The organism is Aeromonas sp. QDB68 (assembly GCF_027707405.1).
GTDB classification, from domain to species: Bacteria; Pseudomonadota; Gammaproteobacteria; order Enterobacterales; family Aeromonadaceae; genus Aeromonas; species Aeromonas caviae.
Window position 1 is genome coordinate 25,616 of the sequence record NZ_JAPCIQ010000004.1, and the last position, 18,215, is coordinate 43,830.

The window sequence follows — 18,215 nt, forward strand, 5'->3', positions numbered from 1 at the left end:
TTCGAGAGAAAGAGAGGCCTCGCGCCCTCCCCGAGTGAAGGGGAGAGCCAGGGGGAGGGTCTGCCCTCCCCTAACCACCCGAGCCCAGCCCGAAGCTGGTGGCCAGGGAGCCCAGAATAAGGTTCCAGCCATCCACCATGACGAACAGCATCAGCTTGAACGGCAGGGAGACCAGCATGGGGGAGAGCATCATCATCCCCATGGCCATCAGGATACTGGCGACCACCAGATCGATGACCAGGAAGGGCAGAAACAGCATGAAGCCTATCTGGAAGGCGGTCTTGAGCTCGCTGGTGACAAAGGCCGGGATCAGCACCCGCAGCGGCACGTCCGCAGGCTCGGCTACCTGCACGTTCGCTATCTCCATGAAAGTATTGAGATCCTTGACCCGGGTCTGGGCCAGCATGAACTGGTGAATGGGCAGCTCCGCCTTCTCCAGGGCCTCCTTGGCCCCGATGGTCTCGGCCAGATAGGGCTGCAACGCCTCGTTGTTGATGCGATCCAGCACCGGCGACATGATGAAAAACGACATGAAGAGGGCGATGCCGATCAGCACCTGGTTGGAGGGGCTCTGCTGCAGACCGATGGCCTGGCGCAGGATGCCGAGCACCACGATGATCCGGGTGAAGGAGGTCATCATGATCACCATGGCCGGCAGGAAGGAGAGCGCGGTCATCAGCGCCAGCACCTGCAGGGTCAGACTGTACTCCTGACTGCCATCCGCCATGGTCTTGACGGTGAGTGCCGACATGCCGTCCTGGGCCATCGCCAGGGGCGAGAGCACCAGGGAGAGCAGTGCCAGCCACCGGGTCCAGTTAACGTTTTTCATGCTTGCCCATCAGTTTGCCCAGTTGCTCGGAGAACGCCTGGGGCTGGCTCTCGTCCAGCGGCTCCTCCAGGCGATAGAGGAAGTTGACCTGCTGCGGCGTCACCCCGACCAGCAGCTGCTGGCCGCCCACCTTGACCACCATCAGCTTCTCCTTGTAGCCAAGGGGCAGGGTGGCGATGACCTTCATCTGGCCCCCTCCCATCACCTGGGAAAGCTTGCTCTTCTTGAGCAGGAAGCCCAGCACCAGAATGAGGCCGATCACCATCAGGCTGGAGAGCAGCCAGGAGGTGAGGCTGGGGGGATTCGCCCCTACCCCCGGGTTGGCCAGGGCTGGCAGGGAAAACAGCCACAACGGGAGCACACGGATCATTTGAGCTTCTTGATCCTTTCAATCTGGCTGATGACGTCGGTAAGGCGGATACCGAACTTGTCGTTCACCACCACCACCTCGCCGTGGGCGATCAGGGTACCGTTGACCAGCACGTCCAGGGGCTCACCCGCCACCCGATCCAGCTCCACCACCGAGCCCTGGTTCAGTTGCAGCAGGTTGCGAATGCTGATCTGGCTGCGGCCCACTTCCATGGCGATGGTCACCGGGATGTCCAGAATGGTGTCCAGCTTGCGCCGCTCTTCGGCGCTGATGGGGGCTTCGTCCTTCAACTCCTCCAGGGGGGCAGGCTTGGCTTCGGCCGTGACCTGCTCCTCCAGTGCGGCCGCCCAGGCGTCAGCCATCAAATCCTGCTCGTCATCGGTTCCGCTCATCTTCAATTCCTCAGTGTTGCAACACCTCCCCGGGGGGAGGATCAATCAGGGTGTTTGTCAGAGATGCTTCGCTCAAGCTCTTCCAGCTCGGCTTCGCCATCAATGCGCACGCCCCCGCGGGTCACCAGATGCATCTCTGTCTTGACCCCGTCAGGGCGCTTGATTTTGTCGGTGATCTTGAGCGCCACGTTCTCCTTGGTGCGCCCCATCTTGGCGTGGAAGGTGGGCAGATCCTCCACAAAGACCAGCAGGTTCTCCGGCATCTCCACCGGGATGATGTCCCCGGGTCTGAGCTCCATCAGCTCACGCAAGGAGAGCTCGGTCTCCAGCAGCTTGGCCTTGAGCTCCACCTTGACGTCCATGATCTCGTCGCGCAGGGCCTTGCTCCAGCGCACGTCGGTATCCCCCTTGTCGCTCTGCACCCCCGCATCCAGCAGTTCGCGGATGGGTTCCAGCATGGAGTAGGGCATGGCCACGTGGAAGTCGCCGCCACCGCCGTCCAGCTCGATGTGGAAGGAGCTCACCACGATCACCTCGGTGGGGCTGACGATGTTCGCCATGGCCGGGTTCACTTCGGAGTCGAGGTATTCAAAGCCCACGTCCATCACCGGCGCCCAGGCATCTTTGTAGTCCTCGAACACCAGCTTGAGCAGCATCTGGATGATGCGCCGCTCGGTGGGGGTGAATTCCCGCCCCTCGATCTTGGCGTGGTAGCGGCCATCACCGCCAAAGAAGTTCTCCACCAGGATGAAGACGAGCCGCGCCTCCATGGTGATGAGCGCCGTCCCCTTGAGGGGGCGGAAACGCACCATGTTCAGGCTGGTGGGCACGAACAGGGTGTGGACATATTCGCCAAACTTGAGCATCTGCACGCCGTTGATGGAGACCTCGGCGGTGCGCCGCATCATGTTGAACAGGCTGATGCGCATGTGGCGGGCAAACCGTTCGTTCACCAGCTCCAGGGTCGGCATGCGGCCGCGGACGATGCGGTCCTGGGAGGAGAAGTCGAACTGGGCGATACCGGGATCCCCGGCAGCTCCCAGCTCCTCCTCCTCGACATCGTCGACGCCGTGCAGCAGGGCATCAATCTCGTCCTGACTTAACAGATCGCTCACGCTTCACCTTTCATTGCATGACAAAGCCGGTAAACAGCACTTGTTCGATTACGGGAGAAGAGACCAGGTCGTTCAGCACCCGGCGGCACTCTTCCAGCGAATCCTGACGCAGCTTCTCCTTGCCCTCGAAGGTCATCAGCTGTTCGGCGGTCGCCGAGCTGAAGACCCGCAGCAAGGTGCCTTCGATCAGGGGAATGTTCTGTTTGGCCAGGGTTTCGTCGGCGGTGCCGCGCACCATCAGCTGGATCTTGATCTGCACCAGCCGATCCCGCTGGCCTCCCGCCACGTTGAACACGAAGGGACGGGGCATGCCCACATAGAGCGAGGGCTGGGGCGTGTTCGCCTCCGGCTTGGCCTCGCTTTTTTCGGCAGCGGGCTCATCCCCACCGGCGAGCATGAACCAGGCGCCGGCGCCACCCCCACCAAGGAGCACGACGGCCAGGGCGACTATCATGATCAGCTTCTTTTTCTTGCCTGCCGCCGGATCCTTCAGCGTCAGTTCGTTATCGTCTGCCATCCCTTGTCCACCCTAGTCTCAAACTTGTTCGGTATCATAAACTTACTTAAGAATGCATCAAGCATAGAAATCGATTCCGGCATCGTTTGCCGATTCCACCAGCAGCGTGAGGTTGCGAGCGCTCCCCTCGGCCTCTCTGCCATCGCTGCCGCCACCATTTCCCCCCTGTCGCCCCTGGTCACCGAAACCGGACTGACCCTGGGAGGATGACTGCCCCTGCTGCTGGAAGGCTTGCTGCTGCGCCTGTTGTTGCACCACGGTCTGGCCGAGCTGGATCCCCTGCCCTGCCAGCATGTCGCGCAGGCGCGGCATGGCCTGCTCCAGCATCTCACGGGTCTGGCCATGCTGCACCACGAAGTGCACGCTGGCCTGGCTGGAGGCATCCATCTGGATTTGGATCTTCATCTTGCCAAGCCCCAGGGGGTCTAGCTGGATCTCCGCCTGCTGCAGCTTGTCCGCCAGCATCAGGTTCACCTTGTGGTGCAGCTGCTCGGGGGCCTCAGGGGTCGCCAGCTTGAGGTGGGGCAGGCTCTGAGGCTCCCGTCTGACGGTCGCCTCGGCCAGCGGTCTGTTCTCGCCGACCTGGCTCTGTGCCTGATGCAAAGGCTGGCTCACCTCGGCGGGTTCACTGCCCTTGACCTCCATCCCCGACTGTTTACCCAGCTCATCGAGCCGGGACTTGTCCACCGCGGGCTTCACCGACACGGCAGCGCCGGCGGCCACCACGGGGGCACTCTCCATCTGGTCCAGGCCCGCCGAGAGGGCCGTCAGGGGGGCCTGTGCCCCCTGGGATTCATGACGAGCCAGGATCTGCGGCGCCACCTGGACTGGGGCCGGGTCTTCCGTCGTCACGGGCTGGCTGCTCCCTGCATTCACCGCAGGCTCGGCCCCTGCACGGGCTCCCTGCCCGCTCGCGGCCTCAGCCTGTCTGGCCTCACCGGCGACAGGGGCGTCCTTCTCTGCCCCTGCCGCCGTCGCGGGCGGGGCGGACTCCGGTGTGGCTGCAGGGGCCGGCCCCTGCGCCACCGTCCGGATCACGCCATCGCCATAGGCGCTGGTGGCACGGGAAGCGGTTGCCCCCTGTCCGGCCGACGCCAGGGGATTGGTCACCTGTGCCTCTTGCGATGAGTCAGCCCGGGTGACAGTGGAAGCCTGGGCGTTTTCTCCAGCCACCACTTTGGCGAGCAGGGCGGCACGCTCCTGACCCGAGAGAGGGGGCTCCCCCCCCTTGGCATCCGGCTCCGCTCCCTTGCCTGCCATGGGCTGGCGGGTCACCCCGCCCTGGTCTGCCACGGCAGTGTCATCGGCCAAGGGGGGCTCTTCGGCCCCCAGCGGCAGAGCCCCCTGACCGCTCGGCACGGCGCTGGCGCCTTGGGCCGCACCGGGAGCTGCCTTCGTTTTGTTCCCTTCATGCTGACGCTCTGGCGTCATCTGCGGCAGGGAGGCGCTCCCCTCTGCCGCCTCCACGCCCTCTGCCAACCCCACGTCCTCTGCCATTCCCACCCCCTCTGCCATCCCAGGCGCAGCGGCGCCAGGCGGCAAGGGGTTGCCGTCCACAGGCACCGCCGCCTCACCGGCCATGGCGGGCGATGTCGGGGGCACCACCAGGCTCACATCCTGGCGCAGGGAGGCTTGCAACTGTTGCAGGAAGTCGTCGGGAGGCAGCTCGCCCTCGTCGTCCGCTCCCTTCAAGGAAGACGCAGACTCGGTGGCGGGCTCGTCAGACGCCAAAGATTTGGCAGCCGGGGCAAGCCCCTCCCGGGCGCCCTCGGCGGGCCCCTGGAGTGGTGGATTGCCCTGACTGGCTGGCGCCTTGCCCATCAGCTGGGCCATGGCCATGGCTTGCGAGAAGGCGGCCTTGCCCTCGCCTGACGGCTGCACGCCCCCTTCGCCCCCGACGGTGGGAGCCAGCAGGGTGGCGCTGCCATCGGCAGAAGGCGCCTGGGGGAGAGTGCTAATCAAGGGGGTCTGTATCATGCTGGGATCCCTGACGACGATTCGGTGACGGCCGCACGTGCGGTCATGGCTTGGCCCATCGGCCTCGCATGACCGGAAGAAAGCAAATTACAGGCCAGATTGGTGATAACGACGCAGGATGGCGTAGTCATCCAGCATCTTCTGCTCCTGGCGCTGGGCCTTCTGGCGCACCTTGTCCGCCTTCTTCTCCAGCAGCAGCTCGACCGCCTTGCGCCGCTGCTGGGCTTCGAGCCACTGGGTGCGGCACTCGGCCAGCGCCTCGCGCACCTGCAACACCCCTTGGTACTGCTGGGTCGCCGCGTTTTCGAGCTTGTTGATGAAGGCGTGATACTGGCTGTTCTGCTGGGGGCTGATCCCCTGCAGACCGCGCTCCGTCCACTGCTGGTGGTAGATCTGGCGGTACTGGCTGAGGGCGTTTTGCTGATCCATGAACAGCTTGAGATCCTGCTGGGCCTTGGCAAGCGCCATGGCGGCCTGCTGTTCGGCCTCCTCCAGCCGACTCGCCAGCAACGTCAATCCTTTACTCATAAGGGCTCTCCACCGGTCAACGCATCAGGGGCATGGCCACCAGTTGCAGGGATTGCAGGCCTTCATCGTAGTGAATGACCTCGCGCATTTTCTGCTGCAAGAACTGATCCAGATAGGGTTTCTGGATGATGGCCCGGTCGATGCGCGGATCCGATCCCTGGCTGTAGGCGCCGATGGTGATGAGATCCCGGTTCTGCTGGTAGAGGGAGTAGAACTGCTTGAAGGTGCGCGCCAGCTCCATGTGCTCCGGTGAGGTCACCATGGGCATGACCCGGCTGATGGATTTTTCGATGTCGATGGCCGGATAGTGGCCCGCATCCGCCAGCTCCCGCGCCAGCACGATGTGGCCGTCAAGGATGGCCCGGGCCGCGTCGGCGATGGGATCCTGCAGATCGTCCCCCTCCGTCAGCACGGTGAAAAAGGCGGTGATGGAGCCTTGGCCGTCGCTGCCGTTGCCGGCCCGCTCCACCAGCGCCGGCAATTTGGCAAACACCGAGGGGGGATAGCCCTTGGTGGCCGGCGGCTCCCCCACCGCCAGTGCAATTTCCCGCTGTGCCTGGGCGTAGCGGGTGAGGGAGTCCATCAGCAGCAGCACGTTGAGCCCCTGCTCGCGGAAATACTCGGCGATGGCGAGCGCCGTCTCGCACCCCTTGAGGCGCATCAGCGGCGAGGCATCGGCAGGGGCGGCCACCACCACGGCGCGCTCGCGCCCCTCGGCGCCGAGGATCTCCTCGATGAACTCCTTCACCTCCCGGCCCCGCTCGCCGATGAGGCCCACCACGACGACATCCGCCACCGAGCCCCGGGTCATCATGCCAAGCAGCACGGATTTGCCGACACCGGAGCCGGCGAACAGACCCATGCGCTGACCCCGGCCCACGGTGAGCACGGCATTGATGGCCCGTACCCCCACGTCCATGGGTTGATGGATGGGGCGACGGGCCAGGGGATTGATGCGGTGCTGGGCGAACTGCACCGTCTGAGACGAGAGGATGGGGCCGAGCCCGTCAAGGGGTTGGCCGATGCCATCGATGACCCGGCCAAGCAGACTCATGCCCACCGGGATGCCGTGATCTTCGGTGACGGGCACCACCCGGGCGCCGGGAATGACCCCCTTGAGCTGCTCGCTCGGCATCAAGAACAGGCGATCCCCGGCAAACCCCACCACCTCGGCCTCCAGGGCCCCATCCTGGGTATCGATGCGGCACAGGGAGCCGATGGCGGCGCGGCAGCCGATGGCTTCCAGGGTCAACCCCACCACCCGGGTGAGCTTGCCCGCCACCGGCGGTATGGGGGCCTGCTCGCGAACCCGGTAGCCTTTAAGCCGATCAAGAAGGGGTGCCGTCATGTCGCCTCCGACGATGAGTGCCTGATGATGCCGTCAGCAGGACGCTGCACGACGGGTTCGAACCGGGCCATGGCTCAGCTCGCGTTGTCACGCAGGAAATTGCGCAGCAGCTGATCGATGCGCCCACAGAGGGTGAGATCGATGCTGGAAAGCTCGGTGGCCAGTTGCAGATCGCCGGGGGAGAAGGTGGGCTCGCTTTGCAGCCGCCAGTGGCGCCTGGCGCACTCCTCGGCGCCAAAGGCGGCCTCTACCCGGGTCACGTCCTCCGGGTGCAGCATCAGGGTGACCCCCTGCTCGGCGGCAGGGAGCAGGGCCAACCCCTGCTTGAGGGCCTCCAGCAGCAGCGTGGGGGAGGTTTGCGCCTCATGGCGGATGAGGGCGCGGGCGAGCTGCTGCACCAGGGCGATGAGCTGCTGCTCCACCGCCTCGTCCATCTCGCCAAGGGGAGTGGCCAGGCGTGAGACCAGGGCTTGCCAGCGGGCTATCTCCAGCTCCACCTGCTCCCGCCCCATGGCGAGTCCCTCTTCCCTGCCCTGCTCCAGCCCGGCCTGGTGGCCCTGCTGCAAGCCTTCGAGCTTGCCCTCTTCCAGCCCCTTGGCAAAACCGGCCTCGCGCCCATCGCGCATCCCCTCTTCCCAGGCGGCCTGACGAATCGCCTCCACCTCTTCGGCGGTGATGCTGGGGGCGGGTTCTTCGGGTTGTTCTTCCGGCAGGGCCGCATCGGCCTGCTCCTGACGATACCAGTCAGGAGCCAGCCCCAGGGCATTGGTCTCGACCTCTGCTTCGGTCTCCATCTCTGGCCAGCCCCAGGTCTCAATCTGCGCCGTGTCGGACTCGGGCCTCAGATAGCCGCGCAGTTTGCTGTTCTTGTCATTCATGTGCCGAAGAGACTCCTATCGAGGGCCGGGTACAGGGGCCGACATCATCGCACATTCCATGGCCCATGGCTTAGAGGAACTCTTCGCCACCACCCGCCCCCAGCATGATCTCGCCCGCATCCGCCAGGCGGCGCGCGGTGGAGAGGATCTCCTTCTGGGCGGCTTCCACCTCGGAGACCCGGATCGGCCCCATGGCCTCGAGGTCGTCCGCCAGCATCTCGGCGGCCCGCTTGGACATGTTCTTGAATACTTTTTCCCGCATCTGGTCGTCCGACCCCTTGAGGGCCCGTTGCAGCAGATCCCCGGGCACTTCCCGCAGCAGGGTCTGGATGCCCCGATCGTCCACGTCGATGAGGTTTTCGAACACGAACATCAGATCCTGGATCTGCTGGCTCATCTCCTCGTCCGACTCGCGGATGGAGTCCATCAGTTGCCCTTCGATGTTGGTGTCCAGGTAGTTCATGATGTTGGCCGCCGCCTTCAGGCCGCCCATCTTGGCCGCCTGGGCACCGGCCGCACCGGCGAACTGTTTCTCCATGATGTCGTTGAGCTCCTGCAGCGCCGCCGGTTGCACCTCTTCGAGGTTGGCAATGCGCATCACCAGATCCAGGCGCACCTGCTCCGGGAACTGGCTCAGGATCTCGGCGGACTGCTCCGGCTCCAGATAGGAGAGGACGATGGTCTGGATCTGCGGGTGCTCGTTCTGGATGATGCTGGCCACCTGGCGGGCATCCATCCACTTGAGGGAGTCGAGGCCGCGGGCGCCTGACCCCAGGATGATCTGATCCACCAGGTTGCTGGCCTTGTCCTCCCCGAGCGCCGCCACCAGGGCCTTGCGCACGAAGTCTTCACTGCCGATGCCGATGTTGGTGTACTTCTGGATGTCGTCGATAAATTGACGATGCACCGCCGCCACCCGATCGTGGCTGAAATCCGACATGGAGGCCATGGACATGCCGAGCCGCTGCACCTGCTTGGGCTCGAGGTGACGGAAGATCTGGGCCGCGTCCTCCTCGTTGAGGCTCAGCATCAGCACCGCCGCCATCTCCATGCCCCCCATCTGATCCAGGATCAAACGCTGGCTTTCGGTGATGTCGTTGCCGGTGACCTGGCTTTTATTCTCTTCAGGCATCTTTGGTTACCCATTCTTTGATGACCTGGGCGGCCAGGTCAGGTTCGTTCGCTACCAGGGCGCGCACGGCCTTGAGCAGATCCTCGTCACGGTGCAGGTCAGGCAGCTTGAGCTGACCATCCCGCAGACCGAATACCGGTTCGGCCTCGGCCTGGGCGGCCAGCAGGCTCAGTTCGTCGTCGCCACCCAGCACGGTGTGGTTGTCGAAGTCCAGCTCCCCTTCCGGCTTGGCGTCCGGGTAGAGCAGGCGCTTGAGCATGGGCCGCACCACGGTGACGATGAGCACTATGATGACCAGCACGGAGGCGGCGATGCGCACCGCGCGCCAGAACCAGGGCTGCTCGTAGAGGGGGATGTCGGCCACGGTCTCGAGTTCCGGGCGGTTGAACGGAATGGCGACCACCTCCAGGGTATCCCCCCGGGTCACGTCAAAGCCCAGACCGCCGCTCAGTAGACGGCGCAGGGTATCGAGTTCGGCCTGGCTGCGGGCTTCCCGGGTCACGGCACCGTCGGCGCCGGGGATGGCCTTGTAATCCACCGCCACCGACACCGTCATGCGGCGAATGCCGCCCTGCTGGCGCCGGATGTGGCTGACGGTGGTGTCCAGTTCGAAGTTGCGGGTCGCTTCCTTGCGGGAACGGCCGGAAGAGGCGGTTCCTTCTGCGCCGGCTGCCTGCTCGGGAATGTTGGACGCAGCGGGCGGCTGGTTGGAGAGGGCGCCGGGTACCCCGCCGTTGCTGCCGCTGGCGCTGTTCTCTTCCATGGTCATTTCGGAGCGCACCGCCGGCAAGTCCGGGTTGTAGGTCTTGCGGGTCTGTTCCTGCTGGGAGAAGTCGAGGGAGAGATCCACCTCTGCCGTATAGTTGTCGGCCCCCAGCACCGGGATCAGGATGGCGTCAATTTTTTGTTTGTATTCGAGCTCCTGCTTCTGCTGCATCGCAAACTCCTTGCGGGTCTGGGCAGAGAGGGGATCCTGGGAACCGGAGTTGAGCAGGCGACCGTTCTGGTCGGTCACGGTGACGCGGGTCGGCTCCAGACCGTGAACGGCGGAGGCGACCATGTCGACGATGGAGTCCACCTCACCCTGGCCCAGGGCGTTGCCCTTGAGGCTCAGGACCACAGTCGCGCTGGGCTTGCGTTCGTTGCGGGCGAACACGTTGTCTTTCGGGATAGCCAGCAGCACCTGGGCCTTGGCGACGTTCTGGAACTGCTCGATGGCGCTCGCCAGCTGGCGCTCGCGGCTCAGTTTCAGGCGCTCGCTCTCCATGCGCTGGCTGACGCCGAAGCTGGAGTCCTTGAGCAGGATGGCTTCGCCGTCGTTGCTGGCGTCGCTGTTGTTGGCCAGACCGGCGCGGGTCAGGCGCAACCGGATGTCCGCATAGTTTTCAGCACTGACCAGCACGCTCTTGCCATCCACCTGATAGGGGATCTTCTGCTGATCCAGGTAATCCAGGGTGGAGACCAGCTCCTGGGTGGTGAAGGTGCCGAGGGGACGCATCTCCGGCTCCTTGCCCCACAAGAGGATGAAGACGGCGATGGCCAGACAGATGGTCAGCCCCAGGATCAGGGTGATCTGACGCAACACATCGGTGTTGGACAGGAAGCCCAGCGCCGAGCTCTTCTGCTCGTGCTCGTCGAGGGCGGCCGCCCCCTCGTTGTTGATCAGCAGATCGCCGTTTTGATCAGTTGCCACGGTTTATGTCCTTGTTGCTGACATGTTCATGATGCTCGGTCGCCATGGGCCCGAGTTACACCGGCATGTTCATGATGGTCTTGTAGGCATCGACCATCTTGTTGCGCACCTGCACCGTCGCCTCGAAGGCGATGGAGGATTTCTGGCCGGCGATCATCACCTGGGAGAGATCCACCGACTTGTCGCCGAGATCGAAGCGGGTACGCAGATCGTTGGCGGTGCCCTGCAACTCGTTGACGTTGTCCAGGGCCTGTTGCAGCATCTGGCCGAAATCCGAGCTGACCGGACGACCGGGCTGGGTCAACGGCGTGGCACCGGCTTCCACCTTGAGGGCCTGCATCTCTTGCATCAGGCTGCTTGCGCTAATTTCCATCTTCCCTTCCCAGACAAATCATTGACACTGACTGGCTTGAAGCAATAAAGGTGCCAACCAGAGTGGGATCTCGAGATCAGGGATAAAAGCGGGGCGCGATCAGGCCGGCGGGCACCGGCCATCCGGGGATCAGGTTGCCGATCCGGGGGGATCGCCCAGCAGCAGCCGCAGGTAACTCAGGTGCAGATCGTAGTGCTCGCCTGCAGGCAGCTTGGCCAGCACCTCGTCGCGCAGGTAGCGGGCCTTCTCCCCCGCCTGCTCGGGGGCCACCAGCCCCACGCTCACCAGCCTGGCGATGATGGCATGGGAAAGCGCCAGGCAGGCCTCGTCGGCCTCCCCCCAACCGAAGGATGCCCCCTGATCACCCTGTGTCAGGCAGGGTTCGAGCGGTGCCACCAGATCCCCCCAGACCCAGAACGCGGCCGGGATCCCCTCCTGCAGGCGCAGATAGATGCTCTGCTTGTCCCACTCCCGGCGGTGGGCAGCCATCCGCTCCTGTTCGGCCTCATGGGTCATCTTGCTCTCCTTGTCGCCGGACTCTGTACGGCGCCCATGAAAAAGAGGGCCCAAGGCCCTCTTTTTACTGCAAGTCCCGACAATTAAACAGAGTGCACCTCGATCTCCTCCAAGAAAAAACGAGTCAGATCGGCAGGGATCACTTGTTCAGGTCATCATCCAGCCAGTACTTGGAGCCCGAGATGTTGGCGTCCAGCAACAGCCCCTTCTCGCCAATCTGGTAGATGGCCATGCCCCCATTGTACTTAGCGGTGAGCTCGGCGCTCTCCTTGCCCGCCACGGCGCCCACCTCGGAGGTGGCTTCCCACCCCTTGCTGACGAAGGCATCGAACCTCGCCTTGTCCTCGAACAGGATCACCTGCTGGTAGAACTTGCCGCCGATCCCGGCCGCAAGACCGGCACCGAACATCTTCATGTAGGTGTGCTTGCCACTGGTGCGATTGACGGCCACCCCGGCCCCCTGATTGGTGTGGATCATCAGGGAGAACTTGCGCGAGTCGAACACCGCATAGCCATAAGCCTTGTCAAACAGCAACTTGGCCGAGGGCTGCTCGTTGAACAGCCGCACCAGGGCGGTATCGGCCATGGTATCGAGGGCGGTTCTCGCCTCCTCCGGGGTCTTGGGCTCGAGCATGGTGTCGAGCTTCTTGTCGGCGGCGGTCAGCCACTCCTTGCCGGTGGCCGCGCTCTCTGCCGTCCAGGCCCCCGCCTTGTTGTAGGCCTCGGCCCCCCAGCTGGACACCGACTCCCAGGTTTCCTTGGAAAAATCGGTGATCCCCTTCCACGCCTCCATGCTGGTATCGCTCACCGCGGTACCGAGTTCGGAGGCGGCCTCCTTCAGCTTTGCCCAGTCGGCCAGACCGGGGGTTGAGGCCAGCGCCAGCGCCAGTGCCGTGGCTATCACCAGGAATCGAATCTTCATTGTTTCCACCCTCTGTGATGAGTCGAAGGTCACAGTAGCAGATCTGGCGCCTGCCCGTTAAGGGCATCCCCCCGGCGCGGGTCAGACGCTGACGCGCAGGGGCTCAACGAAGCCGTTTGCCCTGACCGTCCACCACCTGCTCGCCATCCTCCTTGGCAAACGCCCCTTGCTGCGGGTCGGGCAGGATATCGAGCACCACCTCCGACGGGCGGCACAGCCGGGTGCCGAGGGGGGTGACCACGATGGGCCGGTTGATGAGGATGGGATGGGCCAGCATGGCGTCGATAAGCTCATCGTCGCTGAAACGCTCTTCCGCCAGCCCCAGCGCCTCGTAGGGGGGCACGTTCTTTCGCAGCAGATCGCGCACCGGCATGCCCATGGCGGCGATCAGGGCCACCAGCTCGTCGCGGGAGGGGGGCGTCTCCAGATAGTGGATGATGGTGGGCTCCACGCCGCTGTTGCGAATAAGCTCCAGGGTGTTGCGGGAGGTGCCGCACTCCGGGTTGTGATAGAGGGTGATTGCACTCATTTGCCTGTCTCTCATGACTCAAGTGAATAGAAATGGGTTAGCGGCCATCCGTTAGCGCCTTAGTCCCGCCTCGTACCAGGGTTTGCTGGCGTTGACCACGCGCACCACCAGCAGCATGACCGGCACCTCTATGAGCACCCCGACCACGGTGGCGAGCGCCGCGCCGGAATGAAAGCCGAACAGGCTGATGGCGGCGGCCACCGCCAGCTCGAAGAAGTTGGAGGCCCCGATCAGGGCGGAAGGGCAGGCCACCGAGTGCTTCTCCCCCACCTTGCGGTTGAGCCAGTAGGCGAGCCCTGAGTTGAACAGCACCTGGATCAGGATGGGCACCGCCAGGAGGGCGATGACCAGCGGCTGCTCGATGATGGCGTTGCCCTGGAAGGCGAACAGCAGCACCAGGGTGAGCAGCAGGGCCGCCACCGACCAGGGCTGGATGCGGGTCATGACGCCGTCAAAATGGGCCTGCCCCTTTCTCAGCAAGGCCTTGCGCAGCAGCTGGGCGAGGATGACGGGGATGACGATGTAGAGCACCACCGAGGTGAGCAGGGTATCCCAGGGCACGACTATGCTGGAGACCCCGAGCAGCAGCGCCACCAGCGGAGCAAAAGCAAACACCATGATGAGGTCGTTCACCGCCACCTGCGACAGGGTGAAGTAGGGATCGCCGTTGGTGAGGCGACTCCAGACAAACACCATGGCGGTGCAGGGGGCCGCTGCCAGCAGGATGAGACCCGCCACGTAGCTGTCCAGCTGATCCGCCGGCAGCCAGTCGGCAAACAGCACGCGGATGAAGAGCCAGCCGAGGAAGGCCATGGAGAAGGGCTTGACCAGCCAGTTGATGAAGAGGGTGACCCCAATCCCCTTGAGGTGCCCCCTCACCTGATGCAGGGCGCCAAAATCTATCTTGAGCAGCATGGGGATGATCATCACCCAGATAAGCAGCCCCACCGGCAGGTTGACCCTGGCCACCTCCATGGCGCCGATGGCCTTGAAGAGACTCGGCAACCCCTGCCCCAGACCAATGCCCACCAGGATGCAGAGGGCGACCCAGGCGGTCAGATAACGTTCAAAAAAGCCGATGGCAGGGGCTGCCTTGGCCTCACAGCTTGCAGACATGATGACTCCCGGTGCGATCCACGCTCGCACCCCAGGTTGAATAGATGAATGACACGGCACATGGGCATCGACAGCCCTGGCCCGTTACGACTCGCCGCAGCAGGGCGACGGCCCCTCGGCGCGGGAAGCGCTGCCGGGCCCGGCGGGCAGCAGGCCGCACGCCTCGGGATGACCGGCGCAGCACTCCTCGGTGAGGTAGGCGATCACTCCCAGCATCAGGGGGATGTTGGCGCGGTAGCGCAGAAAGCGCCCCTCCTGCTCCACCGACAGCAACCCGGCGTTGAGCATCCCCTTGAGGTGAAACGAGAGGGTATTGGGGGCGATGTCGAGCTCGCCGGCCAGCTCCCCCGCGACCCGCCCCTCCAGCCCGGCCTTGACCAGCAGCCGCCACACCTCGAGCCGGATCCCGGAAGCCAGCGATTCAAAGACCTTGGTGGCCGTCTCTTTGTTCATGGGTCTCCCCCCTTGGATGCTTTATTTCAACTATACAAGAATTATTGAAATGATCAAAGCGTCACCACCGAGCCCACATCGCGACGGGACGGGCCGCCAGAGGCGCCGCCCCGGCCATGTCGTGCCCGCCAGCGGCCTCATGTCAGTCATACGGCTAATATCTGGCCTCTCTTTATAAGGCACTCTTATGACCTTACCCCGGACAATCCTCCCGTTGGCCGCCCCGCTCACTGCGGCGCCCTGCCCCGCCGCAAAGCCGCAATGCCGCAGAACAACCCCCGGCGCCGGATGCACCAAAAGGCGATGAAACGAGAGGGCCCCAGGGCCCCGCCATCAGATGACGGGGCCTGGGGAATCCGGGGGAAGCCGGGGAGGAGAGAGAGGCGCAATCAGGTGATCACGGGATCCCGATATTGCCGATGGATGGCACAAAACGCCTCCCGGCTTTGCAGCGCCGCCGCGACGCAGACAGGGTCGAACTGGCTGCCGGCATGGGTCTTGAGGTACTCGAAGGCCGTTTCGAGGGGCCAGGCCTGCTTGTAGGGGCGCTCGCTGGTGAGGGCGTCAAACACATCTGCCACCGCAACGATGCGGGCCTCCAGGGGGATCGCCTCCCCCGCCAGTCCTTCCGGGTAGCCCTGACCGTCGAAACGCTCGTGGTGGTAGGCAATGATGTTCTTCAGCATGTCGGTGTGATGGATGCCGTCGAGGCCGAACTCGCGGATCATCAGGGCGATCATCTCCCTCCCCTTGAAGGGGTGGGTCTTCATCACCCCGTACTCCTCGGCCGTGAGCTTGCCCGGCTTGAGCAGGATGGCGTCGGGCACCGCAATCTTGCCGATATCGTGCAGCTCGGAAAAAAGGTGAATGAACTCCACCTCCTCGTCACTCAAGGGGTAATGGGCCGCCACCTCCCGGGCGATGAGCCGCGAATAGGCCGACATGCGGTGCAGGTGATTGGCGGTCTCCTCGTCCCGGTAGCGGCTGAACTCCCGCACCGTGGTCAGGGCCCCGTTCAGGGTCTGGATGGAGAAGAACTCCACCGCGATGATGGCCGCCAGGATCTGGGCATAGGCCGCCAGCTCACCGCAAATAGCGCCATCGAAGTAACCGGGCTCTTTGGCATCGCAAAACAGAAAGCCGAACAAGCGACTGTTGAGCAGCAGCGGCTCGGTATAGCTCGACGCGTAACCGGCCGCCAGCACTTTTCGGCTGTGCTCGGAGGGGGAGCCCAGCAGGGAATCCAGGGTGTCGAGCACCCTGGGCCGCTGGTGCTCGGCCAGGTAGCGCAGGGAAGGCACCTCGCTCAGCCTGACCTCGTACTGCAACAGCGGCGAGCCCCCGTCCGTGCTGTGGGCAAAGGTCTTGAGCTGGTCCGTCTGCGGGTCGTAGATGGCGATCGCTACCCGGCTCAACTTGTCAAAGCGCTGCCTGAGGGGGGCGTGCACGTTCTGCACTTTCTCACCAAATGAACTCTCCATCCCGCACATCCTTCTGATAGGCCTGTTGGGAGTATAGTGACACCCGTTTTGCCCCTCCTGCCAAATGGTGACGGCGCACAGGGATCGTGATCCCGCCCGCACTGGCGACGGTCCCCTCCCTGCCCGTGGTCATGTCACGCCGCCCCACCCCGCTTCCCCGGGCAAAGAGATTGTTCGCTTCCGACGTGTCGGCTGTATAGTTTTTGGTTAGCCATTCCGGTAAAATCCGCGCCCTTGAATAAGAGCCACCTAAGAGTGATTGAGCGATGTCCAACACAAAACAGGCCCCCAAAGTAGGATTCGTCTCCTTGGGTTGCCCCAAAAACCTGGTCGATTCCGAACGCATCCTGACCCAGCTGCGTACCGAAGGGTACGACGTGGTGCCCAGCTATGACGATGCGGAGCTGGTGGTGGTCAACACCTGCGGCTTCATCGACAGCGCGGTGCAGGAGTCCCTGGAAGCCATCGGTGAAGCCCTGGCCGAGAACGGCAAGGTGATCGTCACCGGCTGCCTCGGCGCCAAAGAGAACCAGATCCGCGAGATCCACCCCAAGGTGCTCGAGATCACCGGTCCCCACGCCTATGAAGAGGTGCTGGGCCACGTCCACAAATACGTGGAAAAACCCACCCACAACCCCTTCACCAGCCTGGTGCCGGCCCAGGGCGTCAAGCTGACCCCGCGCCACTACGCCTATCTCAAGATTTCCGAAGGCTGCAACCACCGCTGCACCTTCTGCATCATTCCCTCCATGCGCGGGGATCTGGTGAGCCGCCCCATCGGCGAAGTACTAGCCGAGGCCAAGCGCCTGAAAGAGGCCGGCGTGAAGGAGATCCTGGTGATCTCCCAGGACACCTCCGCCTACGGCGTGGACGTCAAGCACCGCACCGGTTTCTACGACGGCATGCCGGTCAAGACCAGCATGGTGGCCCTGTGCGAAGAGCTGGCCAAGCTCGGCATGTGGGTGCGCCTGCACTACGTCTACCCGTACCCGCACGTGGATGACGTCATCCCCCTGATGCGCGACGGCAAAATCCTCCCCTACCTCGACATCCCGCTGCAGCACGCCAGCCCGCGCATCCTCAAATTGATGAAGCGCCCCGGCTCCGTCGAGCGCACCCTGGAGCGCATCCAGAAGTGGCGCGAGATCTGCCCCGAGATCACCCTGCGCTCCACCTTCATCGTCGGCTTCCCCGGCGAGACCGAAGAAGAGTTCCAGATGCTGCTGGACTTCATCGACAAGGCGGAGCTGGACAGGGTTGGCTGCTTCAAATACAGCCCGGTCGAGGGGGCCAAGGCCAACGAGCTGCCGGATCCGGTGCCAGCCGAGGTGCAGGAAGAACGCTTCCAGCGCTTCATGGAGCTGCAACAGCAGGTCTCCATCCGCAAGCTGGCCCGTAAAGTGGGCAAAGAGATGCTGGTGCTGATCGACGAGGTGGACGAAGAGGGCGCCACCGGCCGCTCCGCCGCCGATGCCCCCGAGATCGACGGCCTGGTCTACCTGAACGGTGAAACCGGCCTCAAGCCCGGCGACATGGTCAAGGTCCGCATCGACGAAGCGGACGAGTACGACCTCTGGGCCAGCCTGGTGGAATAATCACGCCACTCCCCCTCAAAGCCAGTCGGTCTCACCGACTGGCTTTTTTAATGTCCGCCGCCCGTCAGGCTCTTGCATGCCCCCATGTCATCCCCTGTCCCACCCCTCATCACCGGTCTCCCTCCCCTCCCTCTTTTCGCACGCGCCCGTGAACCAGCGCACACTTCTCTCCTGCCACATGAGCCGCTTGTTTCCTGCACAAAAATAAGCCGTGTCAACGGGGAAAAAACGAGCACGATCCAGCTCACATTATCGTTGCCACAGGGAGTGGCAAGGAGACTTTTTACTTTGTGAGAATTAACGCAACTTTATAATTTAAAAGGATTTAAAATGCATTTTGACGATAATGACGTACGCCGTGCAATTTTTACGATATCGACGAAATGAAGGGTTGTTGTTTTCCTGTTAATTCTGCTTTTCTAAGGGCGTTGGACGACACAACTACAAGGGT

General features: G+C 63.6%; 19 protein-coding genes. 1 reads left to right on the top strand and 18 read right to left on the bottom strand.

The features are described 5' to 3' along the window. Positions 1 to 70 precede the first annotated feature (70 nt). From fliP to PG892_RS02335, 18 genes are all read right to left on the bottom strand, one after another. Complete coding sequence (fliP, locus tag PG892_RS02250; RefSeq protein WP_010673926.1) at positions 71 to 829, bottom strand: flagellar type III secretion system pore protein FliP; 759 nt, start codon at positions 827 to 829, stop codon at positions 71 to 73. Continuing rightward, positions 816 to 1,199, bottom strand: coding sequence for a flagellar biosynthetic protein FliO (fliO, locus tag PG892_RS02255; RefSeq protein ID WP_010673925.1), 384 nt, complete (start codon positions 1,197 to 1,199; stop codon positions 816 to 818). Before fliO ends, fliP begins: the two co-directional genes overlap by 14 nt. Beyond that, positions 1,196 to 1,591, bottom strand: a complete 396-nt coding sequence (fliN, locus tag PG892_RS02260; protein WP_010673924.1) for a flagellar motor switch protein FliN — start codon at positions 1,589 to 1,591, stop codon at positions 1,196 to 1,198. The genes fliO and fliN overlap by 4 nt, the downstream gene beginning before the upstream one ends. 41 nt (positions 1,592 to 1,632) lie before the next feature. Further along, a complete protein-coding gene (gene fliM / locus PG892_RS02265; RefSeq protein ID WP_010673923.1) occupies positions 1,633 to 2,706 on the bottom strand; it encodes a flagellar motor switch protein FliM in 1,074 nt (357 codons plus the stop codon). Between the two features lie 10 nt (positions 2,707 to 2,716). After that, a complete protein-coding gene (gene fliL / locus PG892_RS02270; protein WP_010673922.1) occupies positions 2,717 to 3,223 on the bottom strand; it encodes a flagellar basal body-associated protein FliL in 507 nt (168 codons plus the stop codon). Between the two features lie 57 nt (positions 3,224 to 3,280). Next, complete coding sequence (locus PG892_RS02275; protein WP_010673921.1) at positions 3,281 to 5,200, bottom strand: flagellar hook-length control protein FliK; 1,920 nt, start codon at positions 5,198 to 5,200, stop codon at positions 3,281 to 3,283. An 87-nt stretch (positions 5,201 to 5,287) separates the two neighbouring features. After that, a complete protein-coding gene (gene fliJ / locus PG892_RS02280) occupies positions 5,288 to 5,728 on the bottom strand; it encodes a flagellar export protein FliJ (protein WP_029314164.1) in 441 nt (146 codons plus the stop codon). A 16-nt stretch (positions 5,729 to 5,744) separates the two neighbouring features. Continuing rightward, positions 5,745 to 7,076 carry a flagellar protein export ATPase FliI gene (gene fliI / locus PG892_RS02285; RefSeq protein WP_029314163.1) on the bottom strand — a complete coding sequence of 444 codons (1,332 nt, stop codon included), beginning with the start codon at positions 7,074 to 7,076 and terminating at the stop codon, positions 5,745 to 5,747. A gap of 74 nt (positions 7,077 to 7,150) precedes the next feature. Further along, positions 7,151 to 7,954 (bottom strand): flagellar assembly protein FliH, encoded by an 804-nt coding sequence (gene fliH, locus PG892_RS02290; RefSeq protein WP_010673918.1) that lies wholly within the window; start codon positions 7,952 to 7,954, stop codon positions 7,151 to 7,153. A 70-nt stretch (positions 7,955 to 8,024) separates the two neighbouring features. Then, a complete protein-coding gene (gene fliG / locus PG892_RS02295) occupies positions 8,025 to 9,086 on the bottom strand; it encodes a flagellar motor switch protein FliG (protein WP_010673917.1) in 1,062 nt (353 codons plus the stop codon). Further along, on the bottom strand, positions 9,079 to 10,779 hold the full coding sequence (fliF, locus tag PG892_RS02300; protein WP_010673916.1) for a flagellar basal-body MS-ring/collar protein FliF: 1,701 nt from the start codon (positions 10,777 to 10,779) through the stop codon (positions 9,079 to 9,081). The genes fliG and fliF overlap by 8 nt, the downstream gene beginning before the upstream one ends. A gap of 55 nt (positions 10,780 to 10,834) precedes the next feature. Further along, entirely contained in the window at positions 10,835 to 11,152 is a 318-nt protein-coding gene (gene fliE / locus PG892_RS02305) for a flagellar hook-basal body complex protein FliE (protein WP_029314161.1), read from the bottom strand. 129 nt (positions 11,153 to 11,281) lie between these two features. Next, entirely contained in the window at positions 11,282 to 11,668 is a 387-nt protein-coding gene (locus PG892_RS02310) for a hypothetical protein (protein WP_010673914.1), read from the bottom strand. A gap of 139 nt (positions 11,669 to 11,807) precedes the next feature. After that, complete coding sequence (gene befA / locus PG892_RS02315) at positions 11,808 to 12,590, bottom strand: beta cell expansion factor BefA (protein WP_010673913.1); 783 nt, start codon at positions 12,588 to 12,590, stop codon at positions 11,808 to 11,810. Between the two features lie 103 nt (positions 12,591 to 12,693). After that, complete coding sequence (gene arsC / locus PG892_RS02320) at positions 12,694 to 13,119, bottom strand: glutaredoxin-dependent arsenate reductase (protein WP_010673912.1); 426 nt, start codon at positions 13,117 to 13,119, stop codon at positions 12,694 to 12,696. A gap of 51 nt (positions 13,120 to 13,170) precedes the next feature. Continuing rightward, positions 13,171 to 14,235, bottom strand: a complete 1,065-nt coding sequence (gene arsB / locus PG892_RS02325) for an ACR3 family arsenite efflux transporter (protein WP_010673911.1) — start codon at positions 14,233 to 14,235, stop codon at positions 13,171 to 13,173. Between the two features lie 84 nt (positions 14,236 to 14,319). Further along, a complete protein-coding gene (locus PG892_RS02330; protein ID WP_010673910.1) occupies positions 14,320 to 14,688 on the bottom strand; it encodes an ArsR/SmtB family transcription factor in 369 nt (122 codons plus the stop codon). A 389-nt stretch (positions 14,689 to 15,077) separates the two neighbouring features. After that, positions 15,078 to 16,169, bottom strand: coding sequence for an HD domain-containing phosphohydrolase (locus tag PG892_RS02335; protein ID WP_010673909.1), 1,092 nt, complete (start codon positions 16,167 to 16,169; stop codon positions 15,078 to 15,080). 266 nt (positions 16,170 to 16,435) lie between these two features. Between PG892_RS02335 and rimO the strand changes: the two genes are divergently transcribed. Continuing rightward, positions 16,436 to 17,764 (top strand): 30S ribosomal protein S12 methylthiotransferase RimO, encoded by a 1,329-nt coding sequence (rimO, locus tag PG892_RS02340; RefSeq protein ID WP_010673908.1) that lies wholly within the window; start codon positions 16,436 to 16,438, stop codon positions 17,762 to 17,764. The last annotated feature ends 451 nt before the right edge of the window (positions 17,765 to 18,215 follow it).